The organism is Streptomyces sp. MA5143a, assembly GCF_900290235.1.
Lineage (GTDB): Bacteria > Actinomycetota > Actinomycetes > Streptomycetales > Streptomycetaceae > Streptomyces.
On sequence record NZ_OLMK01000026.1, the window covers coordinates 201,174 to 226,160 of the forward strand.

Here is a 24,987-nt window from a genome sequence, read left to right on the forward strand (position 1 = left end):
GGGGTTTGAAGAAATTGGACCCTGGCCGGCGAACTCTTTCGACGAAGGAGGCCGGCCCGCCGTGGGATCAGCTCTGCAGGGGGAGTTGCTGGACCAGCAGCTTTCCTGCCATCGTCACGCCGCCGTCCATGGCGACCGCCAGACCGTCCGCATAGATGTACGGCCCCTCGACCGAGGGTCCCGCCCCGTCCTCGCCGTCCTCCGAGCCGACCTCGCCCAGGAGGTACGGGATGGGGCTGTGGCCATGGACGATGCGCGTGCCGCCGTAGATGTCGAGCAGGGAGCGCACGGCGTCCGCGCCGCCCTCGTCGCGGAACGAGAAGCGCCGGGTGAACTTGCGGAACAGGTCCCAGACCTCGTCCGCGTCGTTGCGGGTGATCGTCTCGCGGATGGTGTCGTTGACGGCCTCGATGGAGTCGCCGTAGTCGCGGTAGGCGGTGGTGTCGGAGTGCACCAGGAGGTGGCCGTCGACCTCCTCCATGGCGTCGAGGCGGGCCATCCACTGCAGGTGGTGGTCCTGGAGGCGGTCCATGTCGGTCTTCTGGCCGCCGTTGAGGAGCCAGGCGGCCTGGAAGGTGGCGGTGCCCGCGCCCGAGTTGACGGGTGTGTCGCCGAAGCGCTTGGCGCCGAGCAGCAGCAGCTCGTGGTTGCCCATGAGGGCCTTGCAGTAGCCGCCGGCCGCCGCGGCCTCGGCGGACAGGCGCATCACGAGATCGATGACGCCGATGCCGTCCGGGCCGCGGTCGGTGAAGTCGCCGAGGAACCAGAGCCGGGCGGTGCCCGCCGACCAGCTGCCCGCGGCGTCGACGAGGCCCTTCTCCCGCAGAGCGGCGATCAGCTCGTCCAGGTAGCCGTGCACGTCGCCGACGACGAACAGCGGGCCCGGCCTGCCGGAGGGCTGCTCGGCGGCCACAGCCTCCGGGTCGATGGTCACCTGAAGGGTGTCACCCCGGTTGATCACCGGAAGGTCCCGCTGGGTGGGGGTGTACCCCTCGGGGTACTCCGTGGTCTCGGCGGGATCGCCCGTCTGGCCGGGCTGAGTGGTGTGTCCGTACGGACCGGCCTCGTGGACGTACGCGGGCACGCGGAAATCACGCACCGTCGGCGTCCGCACCTCGGGTCCCTGACCGGCCCCCTGAGTCATCGACCCCTCCACCACCATCGCGCCGCATCTGCACCGCATCGGACTGCCTGGTCGCAGCGGCCCGCGGTGTCGTCCGCCCATCATAGGAATGCGGATCGCGCCATGTGATGACCCAGGGGTGGTGAAATGGCGCGGGACCCCGGTTCACCGCGGTTTTCTCCCGAATTGGGCGGGGCTCTCCCCGCCCAATTCGTGTTCGGGCCCTCAGCTCGGGCGTCAACCCGCTTCGGGGGATCGTGGCGGACTGACCGTCGTACGCGGCGAACGCCGCTCGGACGAGGTCCGCACGATCAGCTCCGTCGGTATCACCTGCTCGACCGGTTGGTCCGATTCGACCCCTTCGATGGCGTCGATGAGGAGCTGGACCACCGCCGTGCCGATCCGGCGCGGCTTCAGCGAGAGCGTGGTGATCGGCGGCTCCGTGGTGGCGTACACGGCGGACTCGCTGCAGCACACGAGGAGCAGCTCGTCCGGGACGCGCAGGCCGTAGCGCCGGGCCGCGGCGAGGAGATCGGTGCCGTTCGGGTCGAAGAGGCCGTAGACCGCGTCCGGGCGGTCGGGCCGGGCCAGCAGCCGGTCGGCTGCGACGGCTCCCGCGCACGGATCGTGCGCCGGATACGCCTCGTACACCGGATCCTGGCCCACGCGCTCGCACCAACGCAGGTATGCGGTCGTCGAGAGATGGGTGTACGTGTCCGTCGTCGTGCCCGTGAGGAGGCCGATCCGGCGGGCGCCGGCGTCGGCGAGGTGGTCGAGGATGCCAAGGACCGCCGCCTCGTGGTCGTTGTCGACCCACGCGGTGACCGGCAGGGCTCCGGCCGGGCGGCCGTCGGAGACCACCGGTAATCCCTGGCGGACCAGCTCGCTGACCACCGGGTCCTCGTCGGACGGGTCGATGACCACGGTGCCGTCCAGGGCCACGTTGGACCACACGTCGTGGCGCGAGGTCGCGGGCAGGATGACGAGGGCGTAGCCCCGGGCGAGCGCGGCCGACGTGGCCGCTCGCGCCATCTCCGCGAAGTACGCGAACTCGGTGAAGGTGAAAGGTTCATCCCCGTACGTGGTCACGGTCAGGCCGATGAGGCCGGACTTGCCCGTTCTCAGGGTTCGGGCCGCCGCCGAAGGGCGGTAGCCAAGTCGGTCCGCGACCTCGCGTACATGGCGTCGGGTGGCGTCCGGGAGCCGGCCCTTGCCGTTGAGGGCGTCGGAAACGGTCGTGATGGAGACCCCGGCGGCGGCGGCCACGTCTCGGATGCCCGCCCGGCCCGACCGGCTGCCTCGGCGGGGAGTTTCCGCCCGGCTCACCTGGTGCTTCCCTGCTGCTGTCATGGCGAGCCGATAGTAGGGCTCATGCGGTGGGGTAGTGCGGACGCATATGCACCCGTTGACAGGTACGTTTCTGCAAGGTCAATCATACCCAATTGCCTTGCAATGCAAGGGAGTTGAACGATCCAATGTCAGTACGCTGCTTGTCGGCACGCATGAGCCTGCCAAGTAGCTCATGTCTCGAAGAGGTCTCAACTCACCTGCACGGGTGATGCGCGCTAGGGCGCGAGCCACCGGCGCGTGCGTTTGTGAGCAGCGCGCCCCCGCTTTGTTCCCCTTCATGCGCTGATGCCCGTGATGCGGGTGAAACGGCAGTGACGGACCTCGTTGCCCGCACCCATTCGCAGGCGGGCCGAATCCTCATAAGGTGAGAAGCATTACGTCGACGAGGAGGACTGCGGTGAGCGAGACGAGCCCCAAGCTGCGAGCCGAGCTGGCGGGTATCCCCACCTACAAGCCCGGCAAGCCGGCCGTGGCGGGCGGTCCGGTGGCGTACAAGCTGTCCTCCAACGAGAACCCTTATCCGCCGCTGCCCGGTGTGCTGGAGAGCGTCACCGGGGCGGCCTCGTCGTTCAACCGGTACCCCGACATGGCGTGCACCGGGCTGATGAACGAGTTGTCGGACCGCTTCGGGGTGCCGCTCACGCACCTGGCCACGGGCACGGGCTCGGTCGGCGTCGCCCAGCAACTGATCCAGTCGACCGCGGGGCCCGGCGACGAGGTGATCTACGCCTGGCGGTCGTTCGAGGCGTATCCGATCATCACGCAGATCAGCGGGGCGACGTCCGTGCAGGTGCCGCTGACCTCGGGCGAGGTGCACGACCTGGACGCCATGGCGGCCGCGATCACCGACCGGACCCGGCTGATTTTCGTCTGCAACCCCAACAACCCGACGGGGACGGCTGTCCGCCGGGCCGAGCTGGAGCGGTTCCTCGATCGGGTGCCCGGCGATGTGCTGGTGGTGCTGGACGAGGCGTACCGCGAGTTCGTGCGGGATGTCGAGGTGCCGGACGGCGTCGAGTTCTACCGTGAGCGGCCGAACGTCTGTGTGCTGCGGACCTTCTCCAAGGCGTACGGGCTCGCGGGGCTCCGTGTGGGCTTTGCGATCGCTCATGAGCCGGTGGCGGCCGCTCTGCGCAAGACGGCCGTGCCGTTCGGGGTGAGCCAGCTCGCCCAGGACGCGGCGGTCGCCTCGCTGCGCGCCGAGGACGAGCTTCTCGGACGGGTGGGCACGCTGGTCTGCGAGCGCAACCGGGTCGTCGAGTCGCTCCGCGGCCAGGGTTGGACGGTGCCCGACACCCAGGCGAACTTCGTGTGGCTGCGGCTGGGGGAGCGGACGGTCGACTTCGCCGCCGCGTGCGAGGGGGCCGGCGTCGTCGTGCGGCCCTTCGCGGGCGAGGGGGTCCGGGTGACGATCGGCGAGGACGAGGCGAACGACATCTTCCTGAAGGTGACGGAGAAGTTCCGCAAGGAGTTCTAGCAAGCTCTGGCCGGGGGTGTTCGTTTGCCTCGGCTCGGCCGGCTGTCAAGGATGTGGGCCCGAGGTTCCCCCCTCGGGCCCTTTTGTGTCTGATCACAGGTCTGGCCGACGGGTCTGACCTGCGTCTTTGTGGCAGGGGGCCATCGGCGGCGGAAGAGGGACCCCCCGCCCATCGATGCCCGAACGGGTATGCGGCATAATTGCTTGTGAATGTGAACGCTTTCACAAGCGCGTCCCGGTTGCCCCGTGATGTACGGAACAGGCGGGGCTAACTGCCGCAGTGCCACGGCATGTAAGGAGAAGACGTGGACCTCGCTCTGGCGCCGGAGACACTGGCGCGATGGCAGTTCGGCATCACGACCGTCTACCACTTCCTCTTCGTCCCGCTCACGATCTCGCTTGCCGCGCTCACGGCCGGCCTGCAGACCGCCTGGGTGCGCTCGGGGAAGGAGAAGTACCTCAAGGCCACCAAGTTCTGGGGCAAGCTCTTCCTGATCAACATCGCGATGGGCGTCGTCACCGGCATCGTGCAGGAGTTCCAGTTCGGCATGAACTGGTCCGACTACTCGCGCTTCGTCGGCGACGTCTTCGGTGCCCCGCTCGCCTTCGAGGCGCTGATCGCCTTTTTCTTCGAGTCCACCTTCATCGGGCTGTGGATCTTCGGCTGGGACAAGCTGCCCCAGAAGATTCATCTGGCCTGTATATGGATGGTCTCCATCGGCACGATCCTCTCGGCCTACTTCATCCTCGCGGCCAACTCATGGATGCAGCACCCCGTCGGTTACCGCATCAACGAGGCCAAGGGCCGTGCCGAGCTGACCGACTTCTGGCTGGTGCTGACCCAGAACACGGCACTCACCCAGGTCTTCCACACCCTCTCGGCGGCCTTCCTCACCGGCGGCGCCTTCATGGTCGGCATCGCCGCGTTCCACCTGACCCGCAAGAAGCACATCCCCGTGATGAAGACCTCGCTGCGGCTCGGCCTGGTCACCGTGGTCGTCGGCGGCATGCTCACCGCGATCAGCGGCGACCTGCTGGGCAAGGTCATGTACGAGCAGCAGCCGATGAAGATGGCAGCCGCCGAGGCCCTCTGGGACGGCGAGGCGCCCGCGCCCTTCTCCGTCTTCGCCGTCGGTGACGTCGACGAGGGCCACAACAAGGTCGCCATCGAGATCCCGGGTCTGCTCTCCTTCCTGGCCAAGGACGACTTCAGCTCGTACGTCCCAGGCATCAACGACGTCAACAAGGCCGAGCAGGAGAAGTACGGGCCCGGCGACTACCGGCCCAACATCCCCGTCGCGTACTGGGGCTTCCGCTGGATGATCGGCTTCGGGATGGCGTCGTTCGCCCTCGGTGCCGTCGGGCTCTGGCTGACCCGAAAGAAGTTCCTGCTCCCGCACCACCTCAGGGTCGGCGACGACGAGGTACCGCATCTCTCGCTCCTGCCGGGCCGGATCCTCGGCCCCACCCTCACCAAGTGGTACTGGCGGATCGCCATCCTCACCCTGGGCTTCCCGCTGATCGCCAACTCCTGGGGCTGGATCTTCACCGAGATGGGCCGCCAGCCGTGGGTCGTCTACGGCGTGCTGCGGACCCGTGACGCGGTCTCCCCCGGTGTCTCGCAAGGCGAGATCCTCACGTCGATGATCGTCTTCACCGCGCTGTACGCCATCCTCGCCGTCGTCGAGGTCAAGCTGCTCGTGAAGTACGTCAAGGCCGGGCCGCCCGAACTGACAGAGGCCGACCTCAACCCGCCCACGAAGATCGGCGGCGACTCCCGTGACGCCGACAAGCCGATGGCCTTCTCGTACTAGGCCGAGGGAGCTGCACAGTCATGGAACTTCACGACGTCTGGTTCGTCGTCATCGCGGTCCTCTGGATCGGCTACTTCTTCCTGGAGGGCTTCGACTTCGGGGTCGGCGTCCTCACCCGGCTGCTGGCCCGGAACCGGCCGGAGAAGCGGGTCCTCATCAACACCATCGGGCCCGTCTGGGACGGCAATGAGGTGTGGCTCCTCTCGGCGGGCGGCGCGACCTTCGCCGCCTTCCCCGAGTGGTACGCCACGCTCTTCTCCGGGTTCTATCTGCCGCTGCTGCTCATCCTGGTCTGCCTGATCGTCCGCGGTGTCGCCTTCGAGTACCGGGCCAAGCGGCCCGAGGAGAAGTGGCAACGCAACTGGGAGACCGCGATCTTCTGGACCTCGCTGCTGCCCGCCTTCCTGTGGGGTGTGGCTTTCGCCAACATCGTGCGCGGCGTCAAGATCGACCGGGACTTCGAGTACGTGGGCAGTGTTGTCGACCTGCTGAACCCGTACGCCCTGCTGGGCGGCCTGGTCACGCTGACGCTGTTCACCTTCCACGGGACGGTGTTCGTCGGGCTCAAGACCGTCGGGGACATAAGGGAACGGGCCCGGAAGCTGGCCCTGCGCGTCGGCGTCGTGACGGCGGGGCTGGCGCTGCTGTTCCTCTTCTGGACGCAGATCGAGAAGGGTGACGGCGCCTCGCTGGTCGCTTTGATCGTCGCGGTCGCCGCGCTCTTGGTGGCGCTGGTCGCCGTCCGGGCGGGCCGTGAGGGCTGGGCGTTCTCTCTGTCCGGTCTCACCATCGTGGCGGCCGTCGCGATGCTCTTCCTGACGCTCTTCCCGAACGTCATGCCGTCCTCGCTGAACGAGGACTGGAGCCTGACGGTCTCCAACGCCTCGTCGAGCCCCTACACCCTGAAGATCATGACCTGGTGCGCGGCCGTCGCCACGCCGATCGTGATGCTCTACCAGGGGTGGACGTACTGGGTGTTCCGCAAGCGGATCGGCACGCAGCACATCGCCGAGCCGGTGCACTGAGTCCGGGTCCGCAGGCTGTGTTTCGCGATGTTTCACGTGAAACGCGCCCTCTGCGGCCGAAGGGGCCTGTTTCACGTGAAACAGGCCCGCCGAGAAGGGTGTTTCACGTGAAACCGATCGACCCACGACTGCTGCGGTACGCGCGAGCTACCCGCCTCTTCCTCACGGCGGTTGTTGGCTTGGGTGCCGTCGGGGCCGCGCTCGTCATCGCGCAGGCGATGCTCATCGCCGAGGTGGTGGTCGGTGCCTTCCAGCACGGGCTGACCGTTCGTGAACTCAACACTCCCCTGCTGTTGTTGGTGGCCGTCGCGGTGGGACGGGCCGTCGTCTCGTGGCTCACCGAGTTGGCTGCCCATCGTGCGAGTGCGGCCGTGAAGTCGGAGCTCCGAGGCCGTCTTCTGGAACGAGCCGTCGCGCTCGGACCCGGCTGGCTCAGTGGCCAGCGCACAGGCTCACTGGTCGCCCTCGCCACTCGCGGCGTCGACGCCCTCGACGACTACTTCTCGCGCTACCTGCCGCAGTTGGGCCTCGCGGTGGTCGTGCCCGTGGCAGTGCTCGCACGGATCGTCACCGAGGACTGGGTGTCGGCAGCGATCATCGTCGGCACTCTTCCCCTGATCCCGATCTTCATGGTGCTCATCGGCTGGGCCACTCGCTCCCAGATGGATCGCCAGTGGCGCCTGCTGTCCCGGCTCTCTGGGCACTTCCTCGACGTCGTGGCCGGGCTGCCGACGCTCAAGGTGTTCGGCCGAGCCAAGGCCCAGGCAGAGTCGATCAAACGGATCACCGGCGAGTACCGGCAGGCGACCATGCGCACGCTGCGGATCGCGTTCCTGTCGTCCTTCGCCCTGGAACTGCTGGCGACGATCTCGGTGGCGCTGGTCGCGGTCACCATCGGTATGCGGCTCGTGCACGGCGAGATGGATCTGTACATCGGACTCGTCATCCTCATCCTGGCGCCCGAGGCCTACCTGCCCCTACGCCAGGTGGGCGCCCAGTTCCACGCGGCCGCCGAAGGGCTCGCGGCGGCCGAGGACATCTTCGAGGTCCTGGAGACACCGGTCCCGGCGTCCGGCACGGGGACCGTCCCGTCCTCGGCTGACATCCGCTTTGAGGGCGTGACGGTCCGGTACCCCGAGCGCTCGTACGACGCTGTCTCCGAGGTGTCCTTCACCGTCGCGCCCGGCGAGACGGTGGCGCTCGTCGGGCCGAGCGGGGTGGGCAAGTCCACGCTCCTGAACGTCCTGCTGGGGTTCACCAGGACCACCGCGGGCACCGTGTCGGTCGGCGGAACCGATCTCCCCGTGCTCGACATGGAGCAGTGGCGCTCACGGGTCGCCTGGGTGCCGCAGCGCCCCCACCTGTACGCCGGGTCCATCACCGAGAACGTACGGCTGGCCCGGCCGGACGCGGACGACGCGGCGGTGCGGCGGGCGCTGGCCGACGCCGGAGCCCTGGAGTTCGTGGACGCGCTGCCCGACGGGGCCGACACGGTGCTTGGTGAGGACGGCGCCGGTCTCTCCGCCGGCCAGCGGCAACGGCTCGCGCTCGCCAGGGCCTTCCTTGCCGACCGGCCCGTCCTGCTCCTCGACGAGCCGACAGCCTCGCTGGACGGGGAGACCGAGGCGGAGGTCGTGGAAGCGGTACGGCGGCTCGCCGTCGGCCGGACGGTCCTTCTTGTAGTGCACCGACCGGCGCTGCTCGACGTGGCGGACCGGGTGGTCCGGCTGGAGGCTGCCAAGGAGTCCGCCGTGGCATCCTCCGTCGACCGCGCGGAAGGGGCTGCGCCCCGCCGACCCGACCAGCCGGAGACGATGGCCGCAGTGCCTTCTGTGTCCCTCCCGCTCAAGCGGGAAGGTGGCGTGCTGACCCGCGTCCGTCATATGGCCGGGCCCCGGCGGGGCCGCCTCGCTCTCGCCCTGCTGCTCGGCAGCCTCGCCCTCGGCAGCGCCGTCGGACTGATGGCGACGTCAGGGTGGCTGATCTCGCGGGCCTCGCAACAGCCTCCCGTGCTGTATCTGATGGTCGCGGTGACGGCCACACGGGCGTTCGGGATCGGGCGGGCCGTGTTCCGGTACGCGGAGCGGCTGGTGTCGCACGACGCCGTGCTGCGGATGCTCGCCGACGCCAGGGTGGCCGTCTACCGGCGACTGGAGCGCCTGGCACCCGCCGGGCTGCGCACGATACGGCGGGGTGACCTGCTTTCACGGCTCGTCGCCGATGTGGACGCCCTGCAGGACTACTGGGTGCGCTGGTTGCTGCCGGCCGGTGCGGCCGTGGCTGTGTCCGCCGCCTCTGTCGGGTTCACCGCCTGGCTGCTGCCCGAGGCTGGTGCGGCCCTCGCCGTCGGGCTGCTGGCGGCCGGGGCCGGGGTGCCCCTGGTGAGCGGAGCCGTGGCCCGGCGGGCCGAGCATCGATTGGCGCCCGCTCGTGGCGTGCTGGCCACCCGAGTGGCCGACCTGTTGAGCGGCACCGCCGAGCTGGCGGTCGCCGGCGCTCTGCCCGCTCGCACCGCCGAGGCGAAGCGAGCCGACCGGGTTCTCACCAGGATCGCCTCACGTGCCGCCACCGCCACCGCGATCGGCGACGGTCTGACGGCGCTCGTGTCGGGGCTCACTGTCGCCGGCACCGCGCTGCTGGGAGCCCGGGCGGTCGGCGACGGACGCCTGAGCGGTGTGGCCATGGCCGTCGTCGTACTCACCCCACTCGCCGCGTTCGAGGCGGTGCTCGGCATGCCGCTCGCGAGCCAGTTCCGCCAGCGGGTGCGCAGGAGCGCGGAGCGGGTCTACGAGGTGCTGGACGCCCCTGACCCCGTCCGCGAACCGGAGCGGCCCGCGAAGCCGCCGGTGTCGCCGTTCCCGCTGCGCCTCGAAGGGCTCGGGGCCCGGTACACGGGCCAGGAGCGGGATGCGCTCGCCGGGCTGGACCTCACCCTCGAACAGGGCCGGAGGGTCGCCGTCGTCGGCGTCTCGGGTGCGGGCAAGACGACGCTCGCCCAGGTGCTGCTGCGGTTCCTGGACGTGCGCGAGGGGACGTACACGCTGGGCGGCGCGGACGCCTCCACGCTCGACGGGGACGACGTACGGCGGCTCGTGGGGCTGTGCGCCCAGGACGCGCACCTCTTCGACAGCTCCGTGCGCGAGAACCTGCTGCTGGCCCGCAAGGACGCCGACGAGGAAGACCTGCGGGACGCGCTCGCGCGGGCGCGGCTGCTCGACTGGGTCGACGGACTCCCCGACGGACTCGACACGTTGATCGGTGAGCACGGGGCGCGGCTCTCCGGTGGTCAGCGTCAGCGGCTCGCCCTCGCCCGGGTGTTGCTGGCCGACTTCCCCGTCCTCGTCCTGGACGAGCCGGCCGAACACCTCGACCTGCCGACGGCCGACGCGCTCACCGCCGATCTGCTGGCCGCGACCGAGGGCCGCACGACCCTGCTGATCACCCACCGGCTGGCAGGGCTGGACGCCGTGGACGAGGTCGTCGTGCTGGCGGAGGGGTGTGTCGCGCAGCGCGGGACATACGCCGAACTGATCTCGGTGGACGGCCCCTTGCGGGCGATGGTCGAGCGGGAGGCGGCGGGAGAGTCGCTGGTCAGGGCCTGAGACTTTGACCAAGGGCGGAGCACCGTTGTGCGCATACGGTCTCGGGCGCTGTCGAGGCTGGTGCAGCGTCAGGTGCCCTACCCATGCGGGGGTGTAGGCAAGGAGCGTCGCCGAACCCGAGGGGTGGGACCCCTGTTCGGAGCAGATGTCCTGGTCCACCCAGCGCAGGGTGTTCCCCGGCCGGGCGCCCCGGACATGACCAGGTCTCCGTCGCGGGCCACGATCACGGCATGCGTTCACTTCGCCGACATCGGGTTCTCGTCGCCGTGTTGCGACGACCTCGGCCGGACCGCCCGAGCCCAGTACCGCGAGGGCGGCGGGATGCCGGACGGGGACGAGGATGCGGGCGCTTCGGCCCGAGCGCGGGCGCCCGCTGTGGCGGGACATCCCGGCTGCGGCGCTCCGCCCTGATTACGGCCGTTCGGCCAGCAGGCGTTCGATGACGACCGCGACGCCGTCCTCGTTGTTGGCGACGGTTCGGCCGGAGGCGGCCGTGAGGACGTCCGGGTGCGCGTTGCCCATGGCGTACGACTGGCCGGCCCAGGTGAGCATCTCCACGTCGTTCGGCATGTCACCGAAGGCGACGACCTCCTCGTGCGAGATACCGCGCTCGGCGCAGCACAGGGCGAGGGTGCTGGCCTTGGAGACACCCGGGCCGCTGATCTCCAGCAGGGCGCTGGGGCTGGACCGGGTGATGGTGGCGCGATCGCCGACGGCCAGGCGGGCGGTGGCGAGGAAGTCGTCGGGGTCGAGCGAGGGGTGGTACGCGAGGATCTTCAGCACCGGCTCGTGGTCGGCGACACCGCCCAGGGCCAGCAGCTTCTCGGCCGGCGCCAGGATGTCGGGGATCTCCATGTGGAGCTTCGGGTACTCGGGCTCCTGGTTGAAGCCGTACGTCTGCTCGACGGCGTAGACCGTGCCCGGCGCGGCGTCACGCACCAGCCTCACGGCGTCGAGCGCGTTCTCCCGCGCCAGCGCGCGGACCTTGACGAAACGGTGGGCGCCTGGGCCGCCGTGCAGGTCGACGACGGCCGCTCCGTTGCCGCAGATCGCGAGGCCGTGGCCGTGGACGTGCTCGCTCACGACGTCCATCCAGCGGGCGGGGCGCCCGGTGACGAAGAAGACCTCGATACCGGCCTGCTCGGCGGCCGCCAGGGCGGCGACCGTACGCGGGGAGACGGACTTGTCGTCTCGGAGCAGGGTGCCGTCGAGGTCCGTGGCTATCAGCCGCGGCGGGACGGTCGGGGCCGGGGTCTCGGGCTGTCTCGTCGCTGAGGTCACGGACCCCATTGTCGCGCATATGCGTGCACGGCCGTGCGGGCGCCCGCACACGTGAGTGATGCCTGCCCTGTGCATGCGTCTCGACCTGCGCGGATACGGCCGTGGAGCCGTGACGTCCCCGGCTGCGGCTGCGGCCGGGGACGCTGACCGACGGGTTCAGGACAGTTGGGCGGGGGCCTCCATGGCGATGCGTTCGAAGACCTTCTCGTCCGCCGCGAAGTCGGAGTCCGGGATCGGCCAGTGGAGCACGATGTCGGTGAAGCCCAGCTCGGCGTGGCGGCCGGCGAAGTCCACGAACGCGTCGAGCGACTCCAGCGGGCGGCCGCGGTCCGGGGTGAAGCCGGTGAGCAGGACCTTGTCGATCCCGGCGGCATCCCGTCCGATCTGGGCGGCCGCGTCGGCCAGCCTCTCGATCTGCCCGCGCATGGCCTGCACGGACTGCTCCGGAGTGCCCGTCTCGAACAGCTTGGGGTCCCCCGTGGTCACCCACGCCTGTCCGTGGCGCGCCGCGAGCTTCATGCCGCGAGGGCCGGTGGCGGCCACCGCGAAGGGCAGCCTGGGGCGCTGGACGCAGCCGGGGATGTTACGTGCCTCGTGGGCCGAGTAGTAGTCGCCCTCGAAGGAGACGGAGTCCTCCCTGAGCAGCCGGTCGAGCAGGGGAACGAACTCGGCGAACCGGTCGGCGCGCTCACGCGGTGTCCACGGCTCCTGGCCGAGCACGGTGGCGTCGAAACCGGTGCCGCCCGCCCCTACGCCGAGGGTGATCCGGCCGCCGGAGATGTCGTCGAGGGAGATCAGTTCCTTGGCGAGGGTCACCGGGTGGCGGAAGTTCGGCGAGGTCACCAGGGTGCCGAGGCGCAGCCGGTCGGTGACCGCGGCCGCGGCGGTCAGGGTCGGTACGGCGCCGTACCACGGCCCGTCACGGAAGGTCCGCCACGACAGGTGGTCGTATGTGTACGCGGTGTGGAACCCGAGCTGGTCGGCCCGCTGCCAGGTGGTGCGGCCGCCGTCGTGCCAGCGGAGGTACGGCAGGATCACGGTGCTCAGACGCAGACTCATGTTTCGAGCGTAAGCGCAGACGCGCGATGGTCCGACCCGGGGCGGGAGCGGTCCGTCCGGTCCGGGGCGTGGTCAGTGGGCCTGCGGGAAGCGCAGGTACTGGGGCGGAACCGCCTCGGTCAGCCAGACGCCGTTGGCGCTGACCCGGAACACATGGCCGTCGCGGTGCATCGCTCCGGTGTCGACGGAGAGAACGACCGGACGGCCGCGTCGGGCACCGACCCGGGTGGCTGTCTCGCGGTCGGACGACAGGTGCACGTCGTGCCGGTTCATGGGCCGCAGGCCCTCCGCGCGGATCGCCGTCAGACAGGCCGCGACTGTCCCGTGGTAGAGGTACGGCGGCGGGGTCGCCGCAGGCAGGCCGAGGTCCACCTCGACGGTGTGGCCCTGATTGGCGCGGATGCGGTCGCCCCGCACGGCGAAGCGCCGCTTGTCGTTGGCTTCGACCACGTGGTCGAGTTCCGCCCTGGTGAAGCGGAAGCCGTGTGCGGCGGCCGCCTCGATGAGTGTGTCGATCTCGACCCAGCCGGCCTCGTCCAGAGTGAGCCCGATCCGCTCGGGCTGGTGTCGGAGATGCTTGGAGAGGTACTTCGACACCTTCACGGTGCGTCTTTCGTCCATGCCGCCAGCGTGCCCGCGAGACACGCGTCACGCACGCGATTTTGGGCGGGATGTTTGATCCACAGCCAAGTGGAGTTATCCACAGGGGAATTGAAGATTCTGTGGACAACCCGGCACCCTCTTCAGGGGGATTGATCAAGTTCGCTCATATTTTGCGCACTTGCTGTCAGGGAGTCCAAGGTTCGTGTCTGCACCTCTCGTTCCACGGCCGCTGTGATGAACGCCTGGAGGTGCTCGGGGCCGACGAGCCTCTCGACCGCTTGAATTGTGGAGGCCGGGATCTGTACCGGGAACGACTCGCTCGTCCGCTGCACAGGGGCGTCGGCACCGAGATGCTGTCTGAGGTGTCGGGTCGCCAACGAGCGCATCGCGCGGGCGAGTTCCGCGTCCACCGACTGCTGGGCGAGAGGCCGCAGCCGACGTACCAGGGCTGCGGCTTCGACTGTTTCCGCCTCGCTCGGAGGCTGGAGCCCGCTGAGATAGCGAGCGAACACGTGCTCGGTGGTGAAGTCCAGGAAACGGGCGGCGATGTGCTCGATCTGCCCCCTCAACTCCCTCAGATGGCCCGTGATCGCCGACAACGGAACTCCGGCGGCATGCAACTCGGCGGCGACGGCCAGCTCTTGAGGGCTCGGCACGAGAAAGAGGTCGCCGTCACCGGGCACCGGTTCCAGTACACCCAACTCGACCGCGTCCGTCACGGCGGCCTCGTCCGGAACCCCGCCGAACCGCTCGACCAACTCGGACCGGGTGATCCGGACGGCCTCCTCGTCGGTCCACGGTCCGTCGACCTCGGCGACCAGGCCGAGCACCCCTCCCAGGCCGCGGCCCGCGTCCCAGGCCTCGAGGAGTTCCTTGATGGAGGCCAAGGTGTATCCGCGGTCGAGGAGGTCCGCGATCTGGTGCAGCCGCTGGAGATGGGCCCCCGAGTAGACGTTCGCCCGGCCGCGCCGCTCGGGGCGGGGGAGCAGCCCCTTGTCCTGGTAGGCGCGGATGGTGCGAACGGTGGTGCCGCTGAGGTGCGCCAGATCCTCGATGCGGTAGGTGGAGGCGGGGCTGGGGGTGGAGGTGGGTGCGGGCAGGCGAGTTCCGACGGGCGGGAGCGCGGTGGTGGGGGCACTGACCGCGGTGGCCTGCGGTGTGGCGGTGGCGGGCGGGCGCGCCGCAGCCGTGGGCGCGCCGGTCGTCTCTGCCGGTTTGTCGTTCATGGTCCTCATACCTTCCCCGCCTCCTTCGCTTTGCGCCCACGTACGAGACGGCCCGGGCGATCTCGCCGTCTACGTCCCCGCTTGTACGATCGCCGCCGCCGTAGTACGTGCCGGGGTGCTCTTCGCGCGGGCTCACAGCCGGGGTTCCAGTCGGGCGAAGGCGCGCAGCGCCCTGGGAGTGAAGCGCGCCATGAGGTGGCCGCCGCGGGCCTCCGGGGTGACCGGCACAACGGCCTGGTTGCGCACCACTGCCCGCAGAACAGCGTCGGCGACCTTCTCAGGAGGGTAGTTCCGCAGACCGTACAGCCGGGCGGCGTTCCGCTGTCGGCGCTTCTCCTCCGCGGCGTCGACGCCGGTGAAGCGGGCGGTCGAGGTGATGTTGGTGTTGACGATGCCGGGGCAGATCGCCGAGACCCCGATGCCCTTGCCGGCCAGCTCCGCTCGGAGGCATTCGCTGAGCATGAGCACGGCCGCCTTGGAGGTGCTGTAGGCGGGCAGTGTCCGTGAGGGCAGATAGGCCGCGGCTGAGGCGAGGTTGACGATGTGGCCGCCCTGCCCGCGTTCGGCCATCTGCCTGCCGAAGAGGCGGCAGCCGTGGATCACGCCCCACAGATTGACGTCGAGGACCTTCCGCCAGTCCTCGGGGGTGGTGTCGAGGAAGGAGCCCGAGAGGCCGATCCCGGCGTTGTTCACCAGGACGTCCACCACCCCGTACTCGGCGGCGACCTTCTCGGAGAGTTTCTCCATGGCCTGCTCGTCGGAGACGTCGACCGTCTCGGCCCAGGCCTCGGGGGCGCCGATCAGCCGGGACAGTTCCGCGGTGCGGGCCGCGCCCTCCGCGTCCCGGTCGACGGCGATGACACGCGCACCGGCTTCGGCGAACGCGAACGCCGTGGCCCGCCCGATCCCGCCCGCGGCGCCGGTGACCAGCACCAACTGCCCGCCGAACCGGTCGGCGTACTTGCCGGTGGCCGCTGCGGGTGCTGGGCGTCCGCCGTCGGTGGCCGTGACGAATTCGGTGATCCAGGCCGCCAGTTGGTGAGGGCGTGTGCGCGGGATCCAGTGCTTGGCGGGGAGAGTGCGACGGATCAGCCGCGGAGCCCACTGCTCCAGTTCGTCGTAGAGCCGCTCGGACAGGAACGCGTCTTCGAGGGGAGTGATGAGCTGTACGGGCGCGTGCGCGTACGCGTCGTCCCGCGGCTCGGCGAGGCGGGGCCGTACGTTGTCCCGGTACAGCCACACGCCGTGTGCGGCGTCCTCAGGCAGCGACCTGGACGGATAGCCCCCGCTCGGCGACAGTTTCTCGGCCCGCTGGACCATGCCGGGCCACCGCTTGCCGAGCGGACCGCGCCAGGCGAACTCGGGCAGTCCGGGTGTGTGGAGCGCATAGATGTACCAGGACCTGACGCCCTGGTTGAGAAGCTGGCCGAGCCGGCGCGGGGTGGGCAACTTCGTGCGCCGCTTGATCCAGTGGCCGAGATGGTCGAGCGAGGGTCCGGACATCGACGTGAAGGACGCGATGCGGCCCTCGGTGCGCTCGACTGTCACGAACTCCCAGCCCTGCACCGAGCCCCAGTCGTGTCCCACGAGATGAACGGGCCGGCCGGGGCTGACCGCGTCCACGACCGCGAGGAAGTCGTCCGTCAGCTTCTCCAGGGTGAAGCCGCCGCGCAACGGCCGCGGCGCCGTCGACCCGCCGTGGCCGCGCACGTCATAGAACACCACGTGGAAGCGCTCGGCGAGGTGCGTGGCCACCTCGGACCAGACCTCCTTGGAGTCGGGATAGCCGTGCACGAGCAGCACGGTCGGCTGCTGTGGGTCGCCCAGCTCGGCCACGCACAGCTCGACCCCGTCCGCGCGCACCCGGCGCTCCCGCGCACCTGCCGGCCCCACCGAAGCCTTCACCTCTTCCCCCTCGCTCATCGGCACTTCTCCTCCGCCCACCGCCGTACGTGCGGCAGGTCGTCGTCCAGCCAGAACGCGCTCTCCTCCGGGTCCCGGGAGTCGGTGACGACCAGGAGCTCCTCGAACTTGGCGCCGGTGCCGCGGAAGCCGAGGTGCGGCTCGACCGCCCACAGCCCGGGCTGCGGCGGATGGTCCGAGAACCGGTACGGGGACCACAAGGGCGACCAGCCGTCACGGTGCCCGTGCAGCGCGTCCGCCGCCAGGCCTCTCAGCGCCTGTGTGCCGAACCCGAAGACATGAGGTGACCAGCGACGTTCCTTGACCTGGTCGACCTTGTGCGCGATGACGCCGAAGGGATAGGCGCGATGGCGGTTGGCGTACCCCTGGCGGATCATCAGCCGGTCCACGTCCTCGTATATCTCCCGCAGTGAACGCCGCTCGCGCACCTCGCGCAGGATCAGCTCCCGGTGCGCTTCGAGGTCCGCCATCAGTTTGTCGTGCAGGGGACTGGGGCCGAGGCAACCCGAGTAGCCGATGTCCGCGGTGTAGCCCTTGTGGACGGGGGCCATGTCGAGGATGAACGGCATGCCCGGCTCGAGACGGCGGTCGGTGGGGAAGAACTGCAGCGGTATGCGGAAGTTCACGAACGCCGTGCGGTCACCGAACCAGGCGAAGGGCAGATGGAACCAGTCCCGCACCCCACGCTCCCGCAGCCAGCGACGCTGCATCCGCGCCGCCTCGCGCTCGGTCACGCCCGGCTTCAACTGGGCCGCGACCGCTTCCGCACATTCGTACGCGAGGGTCTGCACCTCACGGAACCCCCGCAGGTCCGCCGCGCGTTCCCCTGTCACCGAGCTCATGTCACCGCCCCACCTGTCTCCGTCGGCTACGGTCCGTGTTCGCAATGTGACATCGACGAATGTGACAGTGATTGGCGACTGCGTCAATAGGGGATGTCCGAGGCTGTGGAGAACCGGCGGGCACCAATTCGAGAAGCCAGTCGTTCTCCCATCGCGGCGACCCCTTCCGCCGGGCCCTGGCCTGCCGGTTGTTCGACCTCAGGGTGACCCCTAGGGGGACTGACGGTTGATGCCCCCTACGGGCCCGTACGACTCGAGGGTGACGTCGAGACAGCTCTGCGGGGTGACGACCCCGAAGGCTCCCCGGCCCTAATGTCGAAATCGTGACTGTGATCGCGACCGAAAGCCTGAGCAAGCGGTTCCCGAGGGTGACCGCTCTTGACCGGCTCTCCGTGGACATCGGACCCGGTGTGACGGGACTCGTCGGTGCCAATGGCGCCGGCAAGTCCACGCTGATCAAGATCCTCCTGGGTCTGTCCCCCGCCACGGAAGGCCGTGCCGAGGTGCTCGGCCTGGACGTCGCCAGCAAGGGCGGCGCCATCCGCGAGCGCGTCGGATACATGCCGGAGCACGACTGCCTGCCGCCCGATGTGTCGGCCACCGAGTTCGTCGTGCACATGGCCCGAATCTCGGGGCTTCCGCCGACCGCCGCCCGAGAGCGGACCGCTGACACCCTGCGTCATGTCGGCCTCTACGAGGAGCGGTACCGCCCGATGGGCGGCTACTCCACCGGCATGAAGCAGCGCGTGAAGCTGGCCCAGGCCCTGGTGCACGACCCACAACTGGTCTTCCTGGACGAGCCGACGAACGGCCTCGACCCGGTCGGCCGGGACGAGATGCTCGGCCTCATCCGCCGCATCCACACCGACTTCGGCATCTCGGTCCTGGTCACATCGCACCTGCTGGGCGAGCTGGAGCGCACCTGCGACCACGTCGTGGTGATCGACGGCGGCAAGCTCCTGCGGTCCAGCTCCACCCGGGACTTCACCCAGAGCACGGCCACCCTCGCGATCGAGGTCACGGACACCGACGAGCACCCCGACGGCACCAGCGCGCTGCGTGAGGCGCTCCAGGCGCGCGGGGTGACCGTCTCCGACGGCAGCGGCCTTCCCGGCGCCGGGCACATCCTCCTGCTCACCGCGCAGGGCGAGGAGACCTACGACCTGATCCGTGACGTCGTCGCCGATCTGGGCCTCGGTCTGGTCCGCATGGAGCAGCGCAGGCACCACATCGCCGACGTGTTCCAGGACAGCGACGAGCAGGCACTTTCGCAGCGCACGCAGGATGCCTGGAAGGAGGCGGTCGGCCATGGCGGTTGAGCAGACCCGGGCCCAGGCCCCGGCTCAGGCCGGTGCACAGCCCACACGCACCGGCGAACAGAGCCGAATTCACAACATCGGCTACCGCAGCTACGACGGCCCCCGTCTGGGCCGCGCCTACGCCCGCCGCTCGCTTTACTCGCAGTCCCTGCGCGGTGCGTACGGGCTCGGCCGTTCGGCCAAGTCCAAGGTGCTGCCGATGATGCTCTTCGCGGTGATGTGCGTGCCGGCGGCCATCATGGTGGCGGTCGCGGTCGCCACCAAGGCCAACGACCTGCCCATCAAGTACACCGACTACGCGATCATCATGCAGGCCGTCATCGGGCTGTACGTCGCCTCCCAGGCGCCCCAGTCCGTCTCTCTCGATCTGCGCTTCAAGACGGTGCCGTTGTACTTCTCGCGCCCGATCGAGACCTCGGACTACGTGCGCTCCAAGTACGCCGCACTGACCTCGGCGCTCTTCATCATCACCGCCGTCCCCCTCGTCGTGCTCTACGTGGGCGCCCTGCTGGCCAAGCTGGACTTCACCGACCAGACCAAGGGCTTCGCACAAGGACTGGTGTCCGTGGCACTGCTGTCACTCCTCTTCGCCGGCATCGGTCTGGTGATCTCCGCGGTCACGCCTCGCCGAGGGTTCGGCATCGCCGCCGTCATCGCGGTCTTCACCATCTCCTACGGAGCCGTGTCCGTCGTCCAGGCCATCGCCGACGCGCAGTCCAGCAGTGGCGTGATCCCCTGGCTCGGCCTCTTCTCGCCGATCACGCTCATAGACGGCGTGCAGACCGCCTTCCTGGGCGCCACCTCCGCCTTTCCCGGCGGGCACGGGCCGTCCGGCGGACAGGGGGTCGTCTACCTCCTCGTCGTCCTGGGTCTCATCGTGGGCTCCTACGGCCTGCTGATGCGCCGCTACCGAAAGGCCGGGCTGTGACCACGCTCAACATCGACCACGTCTCACGCTGGTTCGGCAACGTGGTGGCGGTCAATGACATCACGATGACCATCGGCCCCGGCGTCACCGGCCTCCTCGGCCCGAACGGCGCCGGGAAGTCCACCCTCATCAACATGATGGGCGGCTTCCTCGCCCCCTCCACGGGCACGGTCACTCTCGACGGCCGGCCGGTCTGGCGCAACGAGAAGATCTACAAGGACATCGGCATCGTCCCCGAGCGGGAGGCGATGTACGACTTCCTCACGGGCCGTGAGTTCGTCGTCGCCAACGCCGAGTTGCAGGGCCTGGGGGCGACGGCGGCCCAACGGGCGCTCGCCACGGTGGAGATGGAGTACGCGCAGGACCGCAAGATCTCGACGTACTCCAAGGGCATGCGGCAGCGCGTGAAGATGGCGTCCGCCCTGGTCCACGACCCCTCCCTACTGCTGCTCGACGAGCCGTTCAACGGTATGGACCCGCGCCAGCGCATGCAGCTCATGGACTTGCTGCGGCGCATGGGCGACGAGGGCCGATCGGTGCTGTTCTCGTCGCACATCCTCGAAGAGGTGGAGCAGTTGGCCTCCCACATCGAGGTGATAGTCGCCGGGCGGCACGCGGCGAGCGGCGACTTCCGGCGCATCCGGCGCCTGATGACGGACCGGCCGCACGTCTATCTGGTGCGTTCCAGCGACGACCGGGCGCTGGCCGCCGCGCTGATCGCCGATCCGTCGACCGCCGGCATCGAAGTGGATGTGACCGAGGGCGCGCTGCGCATCCAGGCTGTCGACTTCGGACGGTTCACCGCTCTGCTGCCGAAGGTCGCCCGGGACCAGGGCATCCGTCTGCTCACGGTCTCGCCGTCGGACGAGTCCCTCGAGTCCGTGTTCTCGTATCTGGTCACGGCGTAGGAGGCCGAAGATGTACGACCCCACAGTCGCCCGGCTCACCTACCGGGCCCTGCTCGGCCGCCGTCGGGCTCTCATTCTCGCCGCGCTGCCGGTGCTGTTGCTGGTGATCTCCGCGGCCGTACGCGGTCTGAGCGGAGCCGACGACCAGGTCGCGGCCGACCTGCTCGGCGGGTTCGCGCTCGCCACCATGGTGCCGATCATCGGCGTCATCGCGGGGACGGGCGCGATCGGGCCTGAGATCGACGACGGTTCGGTGGTGTATCTGCTGGCGAAGCCGGTGAAGCGGTCGACGATCATCTTCACGAAGCTGATCGTGGCGATCGCCGTGACCATGGCCTTCTCGGCGATACCGACGTTCGTCGCGGGCCTGATCCTGAACGGCAACGGGCAGCAGATCGCGGTCGCCTACACGGTGGCGGCTCTGGTCGCCTCCATCGCGTACGCGGCGATGTTCCTGCTCCTTGGCACGGTGACCCGGCACGCGGTGGTCTTCGGACTGGTCTACGCGCTCGTCTGGGAAGCCCTGTTCGGGTCGCTGGTGCAGGGGGCACGCACGCTCAGTGTCCAGCAGTGGTCCCTCGCCGTGGCCCAGAAGGTCACCGACGGAGACCTCGTGACCTCCGAAGTCGGACTGTCCACGGCGGTGATCCTGCTGACGGTCGTCACGGCCGGGGCCACCTGGTACGCGGGACAGAAGCTGCGGACGCTGAAGCTGGCCGGCGAGGAGTGACGCACCCCTCCGGGGAGGCGGCCGCGGACGCCCTTTCGGGCACGCAGCCGCCTCGACGGGCCTCTCTGCCATGGTGGCCGAGGGCTTGACGGAGGCTTCACACACCTCCAGGCACACTGGGCAAGGGGTGCGAAGCGGTAGGAGACGGCCAGGAAGGGCGGCCAGGAGGCAGGAGGGCACCGGGATGACGGCTGAGGTCACACCCGACGGGGGCGAAGGGCAGGACAGGGTGTCCGGGGGCGGTTCCGAGGCGGCGTCAGGGGCCGGGGGCACGAGCCGCGACGAGTCGGCGGGCTGGGACGACCTCGTTCTGGATGAGGACTTCATACGGTCCGCGGAGACCGCCGAGCCGTCGGCGAGAGCCCGGATGCTCGCGGCGCGTTGGCGGGAGCAGGCGCCCGATCCCCAGCCGTGGCGGTCGGACGAACCGCCTGCCGGGTGGTTCTTCAGCAAGGCGCGTCGGCGCAAGTGGCGTCGCCGCTGACCGTTCTCCACGGCCACGGCCACGGTGGGATGGGCGCGGGCGATATTCGGTGGCGGACAACTCGGGCGCCAGGCAGAGTGGTTGGTGTTCAGGCCGCCGGATCGAGGTGGCACCACGTTCTGGGAGAGGAGCCCGGCGATGCTGTTCATCAGGCGCAGTACGTCGAGTTCCCGACAGGGCAGTCCGCGGCGGAGTCCGGAGTAGTTACCCCTCCGTCGAGTTCGCGCCGCAAGGGAACTGCCCGGGGCGGCCGCTTCGAGCACGCGAATCGCTTCGCGTGGGTCGCCCACCCGGAGGATTGGCCGAGTGGTAAGGCACCGGCTTGCTAAGCCGTGGTCGGGTTTTGCCCGCGCACGTTCGAATCGTGCATCCTCCGCCGGATCGCTGTCGCTGTGACTTGGGCCGAGTGCTTGGGGCTGGGGGCGCGTGTCAAGGTCTTCGGTGTTGGTGCCGAGCCACCGACCCGCGCCGGGGCCGTGGCCACCTGCTGATCCAGACCGCGCCGTCAGGCGAGGAGGCCGATCCCAGGTGACGGCTCAGCCGGGACGACGCCCGGCCACGCCCGCCCCGGGGCCGTCGCTCCCCCACCCACAGATCCCGGATCCATCGACCCCGGCCATCGCTCCGCAACCGCCAGGCTTCGGACCTACAGGCCCCAGACCCCGGCTGTCGCCCCCGAAGCCTCAGCCCACCGACCTCCAGAACGAGCCTTCGCCCCGCCCCCAGCCCCAGCCCAACCCCCAGACCGAGCCCCGCCCCCCCAGACGGATCCCCAGCCCCACTGACCTCGGTTCCCCAGGCCTCAGATCCGCTGGCCCCGGCCATCGCTCTCCAGCCCGTGGACCTCAGACCCGCTGGACCGAAGTCCGGCCACCTCGAAGTCCTCGACCCCGAGGTCGGCGTGACTCGTCGGCGGCCGGTCGTCGCGGCGTGAGCAGGCTCAGGTGGGGAGCAGGCGTTCCAGGACCTCGGCGATGCCGTCCGTCTCGTTGGAGGAGGTCACCTCGTCGGCGACGGACTTGAGGGTGGGGTGGGCGTTGGCCATGGCGACGCCGTGCGCGGCCCAGGTGAGCAGGGGGATGTCATTCGGCATGTCGCCGAAGGCGATCGTGTCGGCGGCCTTGGCCCCGAGGCGGCGCGCGGCGAGGGAGAGCCCGGTGGCCTTGGTGAGGCCGAGGGGGAGGAGTTCGACTATGCCCTCGCCGGCCATGGCCACCGTGACGAAGCCGCCGGCCGCCCGCTGGGCGGCTTCGGTGAGTTCGTCGGTGGTCAAGGTGGGGTGCTGTAGGTAGATCTTGTTGAGGGGCGCCGACCAGAGGTCGGACACGTCCGTGAACGGGACCGTGGGGAGGGAGCCGCGGAAGGCATAGCCCGGGCCGGCCAGCAGCTCGCCGTCCAGGCCCGCGCGGCTGGCGGCCAGGTACAGCGGGCCGACCTCCGCCTCGATCTTGGCGAGGGCCACCGCGGCGAGCTTCCGGTCCAGGGTGACCGCCGTGAGGAGGCGGTGCTCCCCGGCGTCGTACACCTGGGCGCCCTGGCCGCAGACGGCCAGGCCGCGGTAGCCGAGGTCGTCGAGGATGTGGCGGCTCGAGGGGACGGCCCGGCCGGTGACGACGATGTGGGCGGCGCCCGCCGCGGTGGCCGCGGCGAGCGCCTCACGGGTGCGCTCCGAGACCGAGTCGTCGGAGCGCAGGAGCGTTCCGTCGAGGTCGGTCGCGATCAGCTTGTACGGGAAGCCCGAGGGCGCGGAGAGAGCCCCTGCGGGCGCTTCCCCGGTGGCAGCCGAGTCGCTCACTTGGTGACCGGCTCCAGGACCTCGCGTCCGCCCAGGTACGGGCGCAGGACCTCGGGGACACGGACGGAGCCGTCGGCCTGCTGGTGGTTCTCCAGGATCGCGACGATCGTGCGCGGGACGGCGCACAGCGTGCCGTTGAGCGTGGCCAGCGGACGGACCTGCTTGCCGTCACGGACGCGGATCGACAGCCGACGGGACTGGAACTCGGTGCAGTCCGAGGTCGAGGTCAGCTCGCGGTACTTGCCCTGGGTGGGGATCCACGCCTCGCAGTCGAACTTGCGCGAGGCCGAGGAACCGAGGTCGGCGGAGGCGACGTCGATGACGCGGAACGGCAGTTCCAGCGACGTCAGCCACTGCTTCTCCCACTCCAGCAGGCGCTGGTGCTCGGCCTGGGAGTCCTCCGGGGTGACGTACGAGAACATCTCCACCTTGTCGAACTGGTGGACGCGGAAGATGCCTCGGGTGTCCTTGCCGTGCGAACCGGCCTCACGGCGGAAGCACGGCGAGAAGCCGGCGTAGCGCAGCGGGAGGCGGTCGGCGTCGATGATCTCGTCCATGTGGTACGCGGCGAGCGCCACCTCGGAGGTGCCGACCAGGTAGAGGTCGTCCTTGTCCAGGTGGTAGACGTCCTGGGCGGCCTGGCCGAGGAAGCCGGTGCCGGCCATCGACTGCGGGCGGACCAGCGCCGGGGTCAGCATCGGGGTGAAGCCGGCCGCGGTGGCCTGGGCCATCGCCGCGTTGACGAGGGCGAGCTCCAGGAGGGCGCCGACGCCCGTCAGGAAGTAGAAGCGCGAGCCCGAGACCTTGGCGCCGCGCTCGGTGTCGATGGCACCGAGGAGCGTGCCCAGCTCCAGGTGGTCCTTGGGCTCGAAGCCCTCGGCCGTGAAGTCGCGGATCTCGCCGTGCGTCTCCAGCGTGACGAAGTCCTCCTCGCCGCCGACGGGGACGTCGGGGTGGACGAGGTTGCCGAGCTGGAGGAGGAGTTCCTGGGTCTCGGTGTCGGCGGCGTCCCGCTCGGCGTCGGCGGCCTTGACGTCGGCCTTGAGCTGCTCCGCGCGCTTGAGCAGCTCGGCCTTCTCGTCGGCGGTGGCCTTGGGGATCAGCTTGCCGAGCGACTTCTGTTCGGCGCGGAGCTCGTCGAAGCGGACGCCGGAGGACCTGCGCCGCTCGTCGGCAGACAGGAGAGCGTCGACGAGCGCGACGTCCTCTCCACGGGCGCGCTGGGACGCGCGCACACGGTCGGGGTCCTCACGAAGCAGGCGAAGGTCAATCACCCCTCAAGGCTACCGGGGAGTGCTTCCGCCCCACGACTCGGAATTGCGGTACGTCGCCGCAGTAACGATTTGCGTGAAATGTCCACCGCGTTCATGAGGTTGGTGGACGTCAATGAATTGTGGGCCGATTCCCTGAAAGTAGGCGCGAAGATGGCCTTTGGTTGACTCGAATCCCTTGCGGCGTACGGGACTTGGGGCCTGATCGTCCACAGGGATCCACGGTG

At 69.7% G+C, this 24,987-nt stretch carries 19 protein-coding genes and 1 tRNA gene; 10 read left to right on the forward strand and 10 right to left on the reverse strand.

Going from position 1 to position 24,987, the window contains the following annotated elements:
* Positions 1–67: 67 nt before the first annotated feature.
* Together SMA5143A_RS12710 and SMA5143A_RS12715 are read right to left on the reverse strand one after the other, a co-directional pair.
* A complete protein-coding gene (locus SMA5143A_RS12710) occupies positions 68–1,159 on the reverse strand; it encodes a metallophosphoesterase (RefSeq protein WP_258193507.1) in 1,092 nt (363 codons plus the stop codon).
* A gap of 201 nt (positions 1,160–1,360) precedes the next feature.
* The gene (locus tag SMA5143A_RS12715) at positions 1,361–2,473 is read right to left on the reverse strand and encodes a LacI family DNA-binding transcriptional regulator (RefSeq protein ID WP_107463048.1); all 1,113 of its coding nucleotides are present in this window, start codon (positions 2,471–2,473) and stop codon (positions 1,361–1,363) included.
* Between the two features lie 397 nt (positions 2,474–2,870).
* Here SMA5143A_RS12715 and hisC point away from each other — a divergent pair, with 397 nt between their 5' ends.
* The 4 genes from hisC to cydD all read left to right on the forward strand — a co-directional run bounded on the left by hisC (position 2,871) and on the right by cydD (position 10,391).
* Positions 2,871–3,950 (forward strand): histidinol-phosphate transaminase, encoded by a 1,080-nt coding sequence (gene hisC, locus SMA5143A_RS12720; protein ID WP_107463049.1) that lies wholly within the window; start codon positions 2,871–2,873, stop codon positions 3,948–3,950.
* A gap of 305 nt (positions 3,951–4,255) precedes the next feature.
* On the forward strand, positions 4,256–5,764 hold the full coding sequence (locus SMA5143A_RS12725) for a cytochrome ubiquinol oxidase subunit I (RefSeq protein ID WP_107463050.1): 1,509 nt from the start codon (positions 4,256–4,258) through the stop codon (positions 5,762–5,764).
* Positions 5,765–5,784: 20 nt separating this feature from the next.
* Positions 5,785–6,789, forward strand: a complete 1,005-nt coding sequence (gene cydB, locus SMA5143A_RS12730) for a cytochrome d ubiquinol oxidase subunit II (protein ID WP_107463051.1) — start codon at positions 5,785–5,787, stop codon at positions 6,787–6,789.
* 98 nt (positions 6,790–6,887) lie between these two features.
* Positions 6,888–10,391, forward strand: a complete 3,504-nt coding sequence (cydD, locus tag SMA5143A_RS12735; RefSeq protein WP_107463052.1) for a thiol reductant ABC exporter subunit CydD — start codon at positions 6,888–6,890, stop codon at positions 10,389–10,391.
* 411 nt (positions 10,392–10,802) lie between these two features.
* Here cydD and SMA5143A_RS12740 read toward each other — a convergent pair whose 3' ends face one another.
* The 6 genes from SMA5143A_RS12740 to SMA5143A_RS12765 all read right to left on the reverse strand — a co-directional run bounded on the left by SMA5143A_RS12740 (position 10,803) and on the right by SMA5143A_RS12765 (position 17,325).
* Complete coding sequence (locus SMA5143A_RS12740; RefSeq protein WP_107463152.1) at positions 10,803–11,672, reverse strand: HAD-IIB family hydrolase; 870 nt, start codon at positions 11,670–11,672, stop codon at positions 10,803–10,805.
* Positions 11,673–11,828: 156 nt separating this feature from the next.
* Positions 11,829–12,731, reverse strand: coding sequence for an LLM class flavin-dependent oxidoreductase (locus SMA5143A_RS12745; protein WP_107463053.1), 903 nt, complete (start codon positions 12,729–12,731; stop codon positions 11,829–11,831).
* A gap of 72 nt (positions 12,732–12,803) precedes the next feature.
* Positions 12,804–13,352 (reverse strand): RNA 2'-phosphotransferase, encoded by a 549-nt coding sequence (locus SMA5143A_RS12750; protein WP_107463054.1) that lies wholly within the window; start codon positions 13,350–13,352, stop codon positions 12,804–12,806.
* Positions 13,353–13,474: 122 nt separating this feature from the next.
* Positions 13,475–14,569, reverse strand: coding sequence for a MerR family transcriptional regulator (locus SMA5143A_RS12755; protein ID WP_258193490.1), 1,095 nt, complete (start codon positions 14,567–14,569; stop codon positions 13,475–13,477).
* 123 nt (positions 14,570–14,692) lie between these two features.
* The gene (locus tag SMA5143A_RS12760; protein ID WP_107463055.1) at positions 14,693–16,483 is read right to left on the reverse strand and encodes an SDR family oxidoreductase; all 1,791 of its coding nucleotides are present in this window, start codon (positions 16,481–16,483) and stop codon (positions 14,693–14,695) included.
* Positions 16,480–17,325 (reverse strand): M24 family metallopeptidase, encoded by an 846-nt coding sequence (locus SMA5143A_RS12765; protein WP_107463056.1) that lies wholly within the window; start codon positions 17,323–17,325, stop codon positions 16,480–16,482. Before SMA5143A_RS12765 ends, SMA5143A_RS12760 begins: the two co-directional genes overlap by 4 nt.
* 329 nt (positions 17,326–17,654) lie before the next feature.
* On the opposite strand from SMA5143A_RS12765, the gene SMA5143A_RS12770 reads away from it, so the two are divergent.
* The 6 genes from SMA5143A_RS12770 (at position 17,655) to SMA5143A_RS12795 (ending at position 22,070) form a co-directional block, all read left to right on the forward strand.
* The gene (locus SMA5143A_RS12770; protein WP_107463057.1) at positions 17,655–18,644 is read left to right on the forward strand and encodes an ABC transporter ATP-binding protein; all 990 of its coding nucleotides are present in this window, start codon (positions 17,655–17,657) and stop codon (positions 18,642–18,644) included.
* Positions 18,634–19,572 (forward strand): ABC transporter permease subunit, encoded by a 939-nt coding sequence (locus SMA5143A_RS12775; protein WP_181361825.1) that lies wholly within the window; start codon positions 18,634–18,636, stop codon positions 19,570–19,572. The genes SMA5143A_RS12770 and SMA5143A_RS12775 overlap by 11 nt, the downstream gene beginning before the upstream one ends.
* Entirely contained in the window at positions 19,569–20,480 is a 912-nt protein-coding gene (locus tag SMA5143A_RS12780) for an ABC transporter ATP-binding protein (RefSeq protein ID WP_107463058.1), read from the forward strand. Before SMA5143A_RS12775 ends, SMA5143A_RS12780 begins: the two co-directional genes overlap by 4 nt.
* 10 nt (positions 20,481–20,490) lie before the next feature.
* Complete coding sequence (locus tag SMA5143A_RS12785) at positions 20,491–21,210, forward strand: ABC transporter permease subunit (RefSeq protein ID WP_055520940.1); 720 nt, start codon at positions 20,491–20,493, stop codon at positions 21,208–21,210.
* Positions 21,211–21,394: 184 nt separating this feature from the next.
* On the forward strand, positions 21,395–21,694 hold the full coding sequence (locus SMA5143A_RS12790; protein ID WP_107463059.1) for an SGM_3592 family protein: 300 nt from the start codon (positions 21,395–21,397) through the stop codon (positions 21,692–21,694).
* Between the two features lie 292 nt (positions 21,695–21,986).
* Positions 21,987–22,070, forward strand: a tRNA-Ser gene (locus tag SMA5143A_RS12795).
* Positions 22,071–22,634: 564 nt separating this feature from the next.
* Here the strand turns inward: SMA5143A_RS12795 and SMA5143A_RS12800 are convergent.
* Complete coding sequence (locus SMA5143A_RS12800; RefSeq protein WP_107463060.1) at positions 22,635–23,489, reverse strand: HAD family hydrolase; 855 nt, start codon at positions 23,487–23,489, stop codon at positions 22,635–22,637.
* On the reverse strand, positions 23,486–24,763 hold the full coding sequence (serS, locus tag SMA5143A_RS12805; protein WP_107463061.1) for a serine--tRNA ligase: 1,278 nt from the start codon (positions 24,761–24,763) through the stop codon (positions 23,486–23,488). The genes SMA5143A_RS12800 and serS overlap by 4 nt, the downstream gene beginning before the upstream one ends.
* Positions 24,764–24,987: the final 224 nt, after the last annotated feature.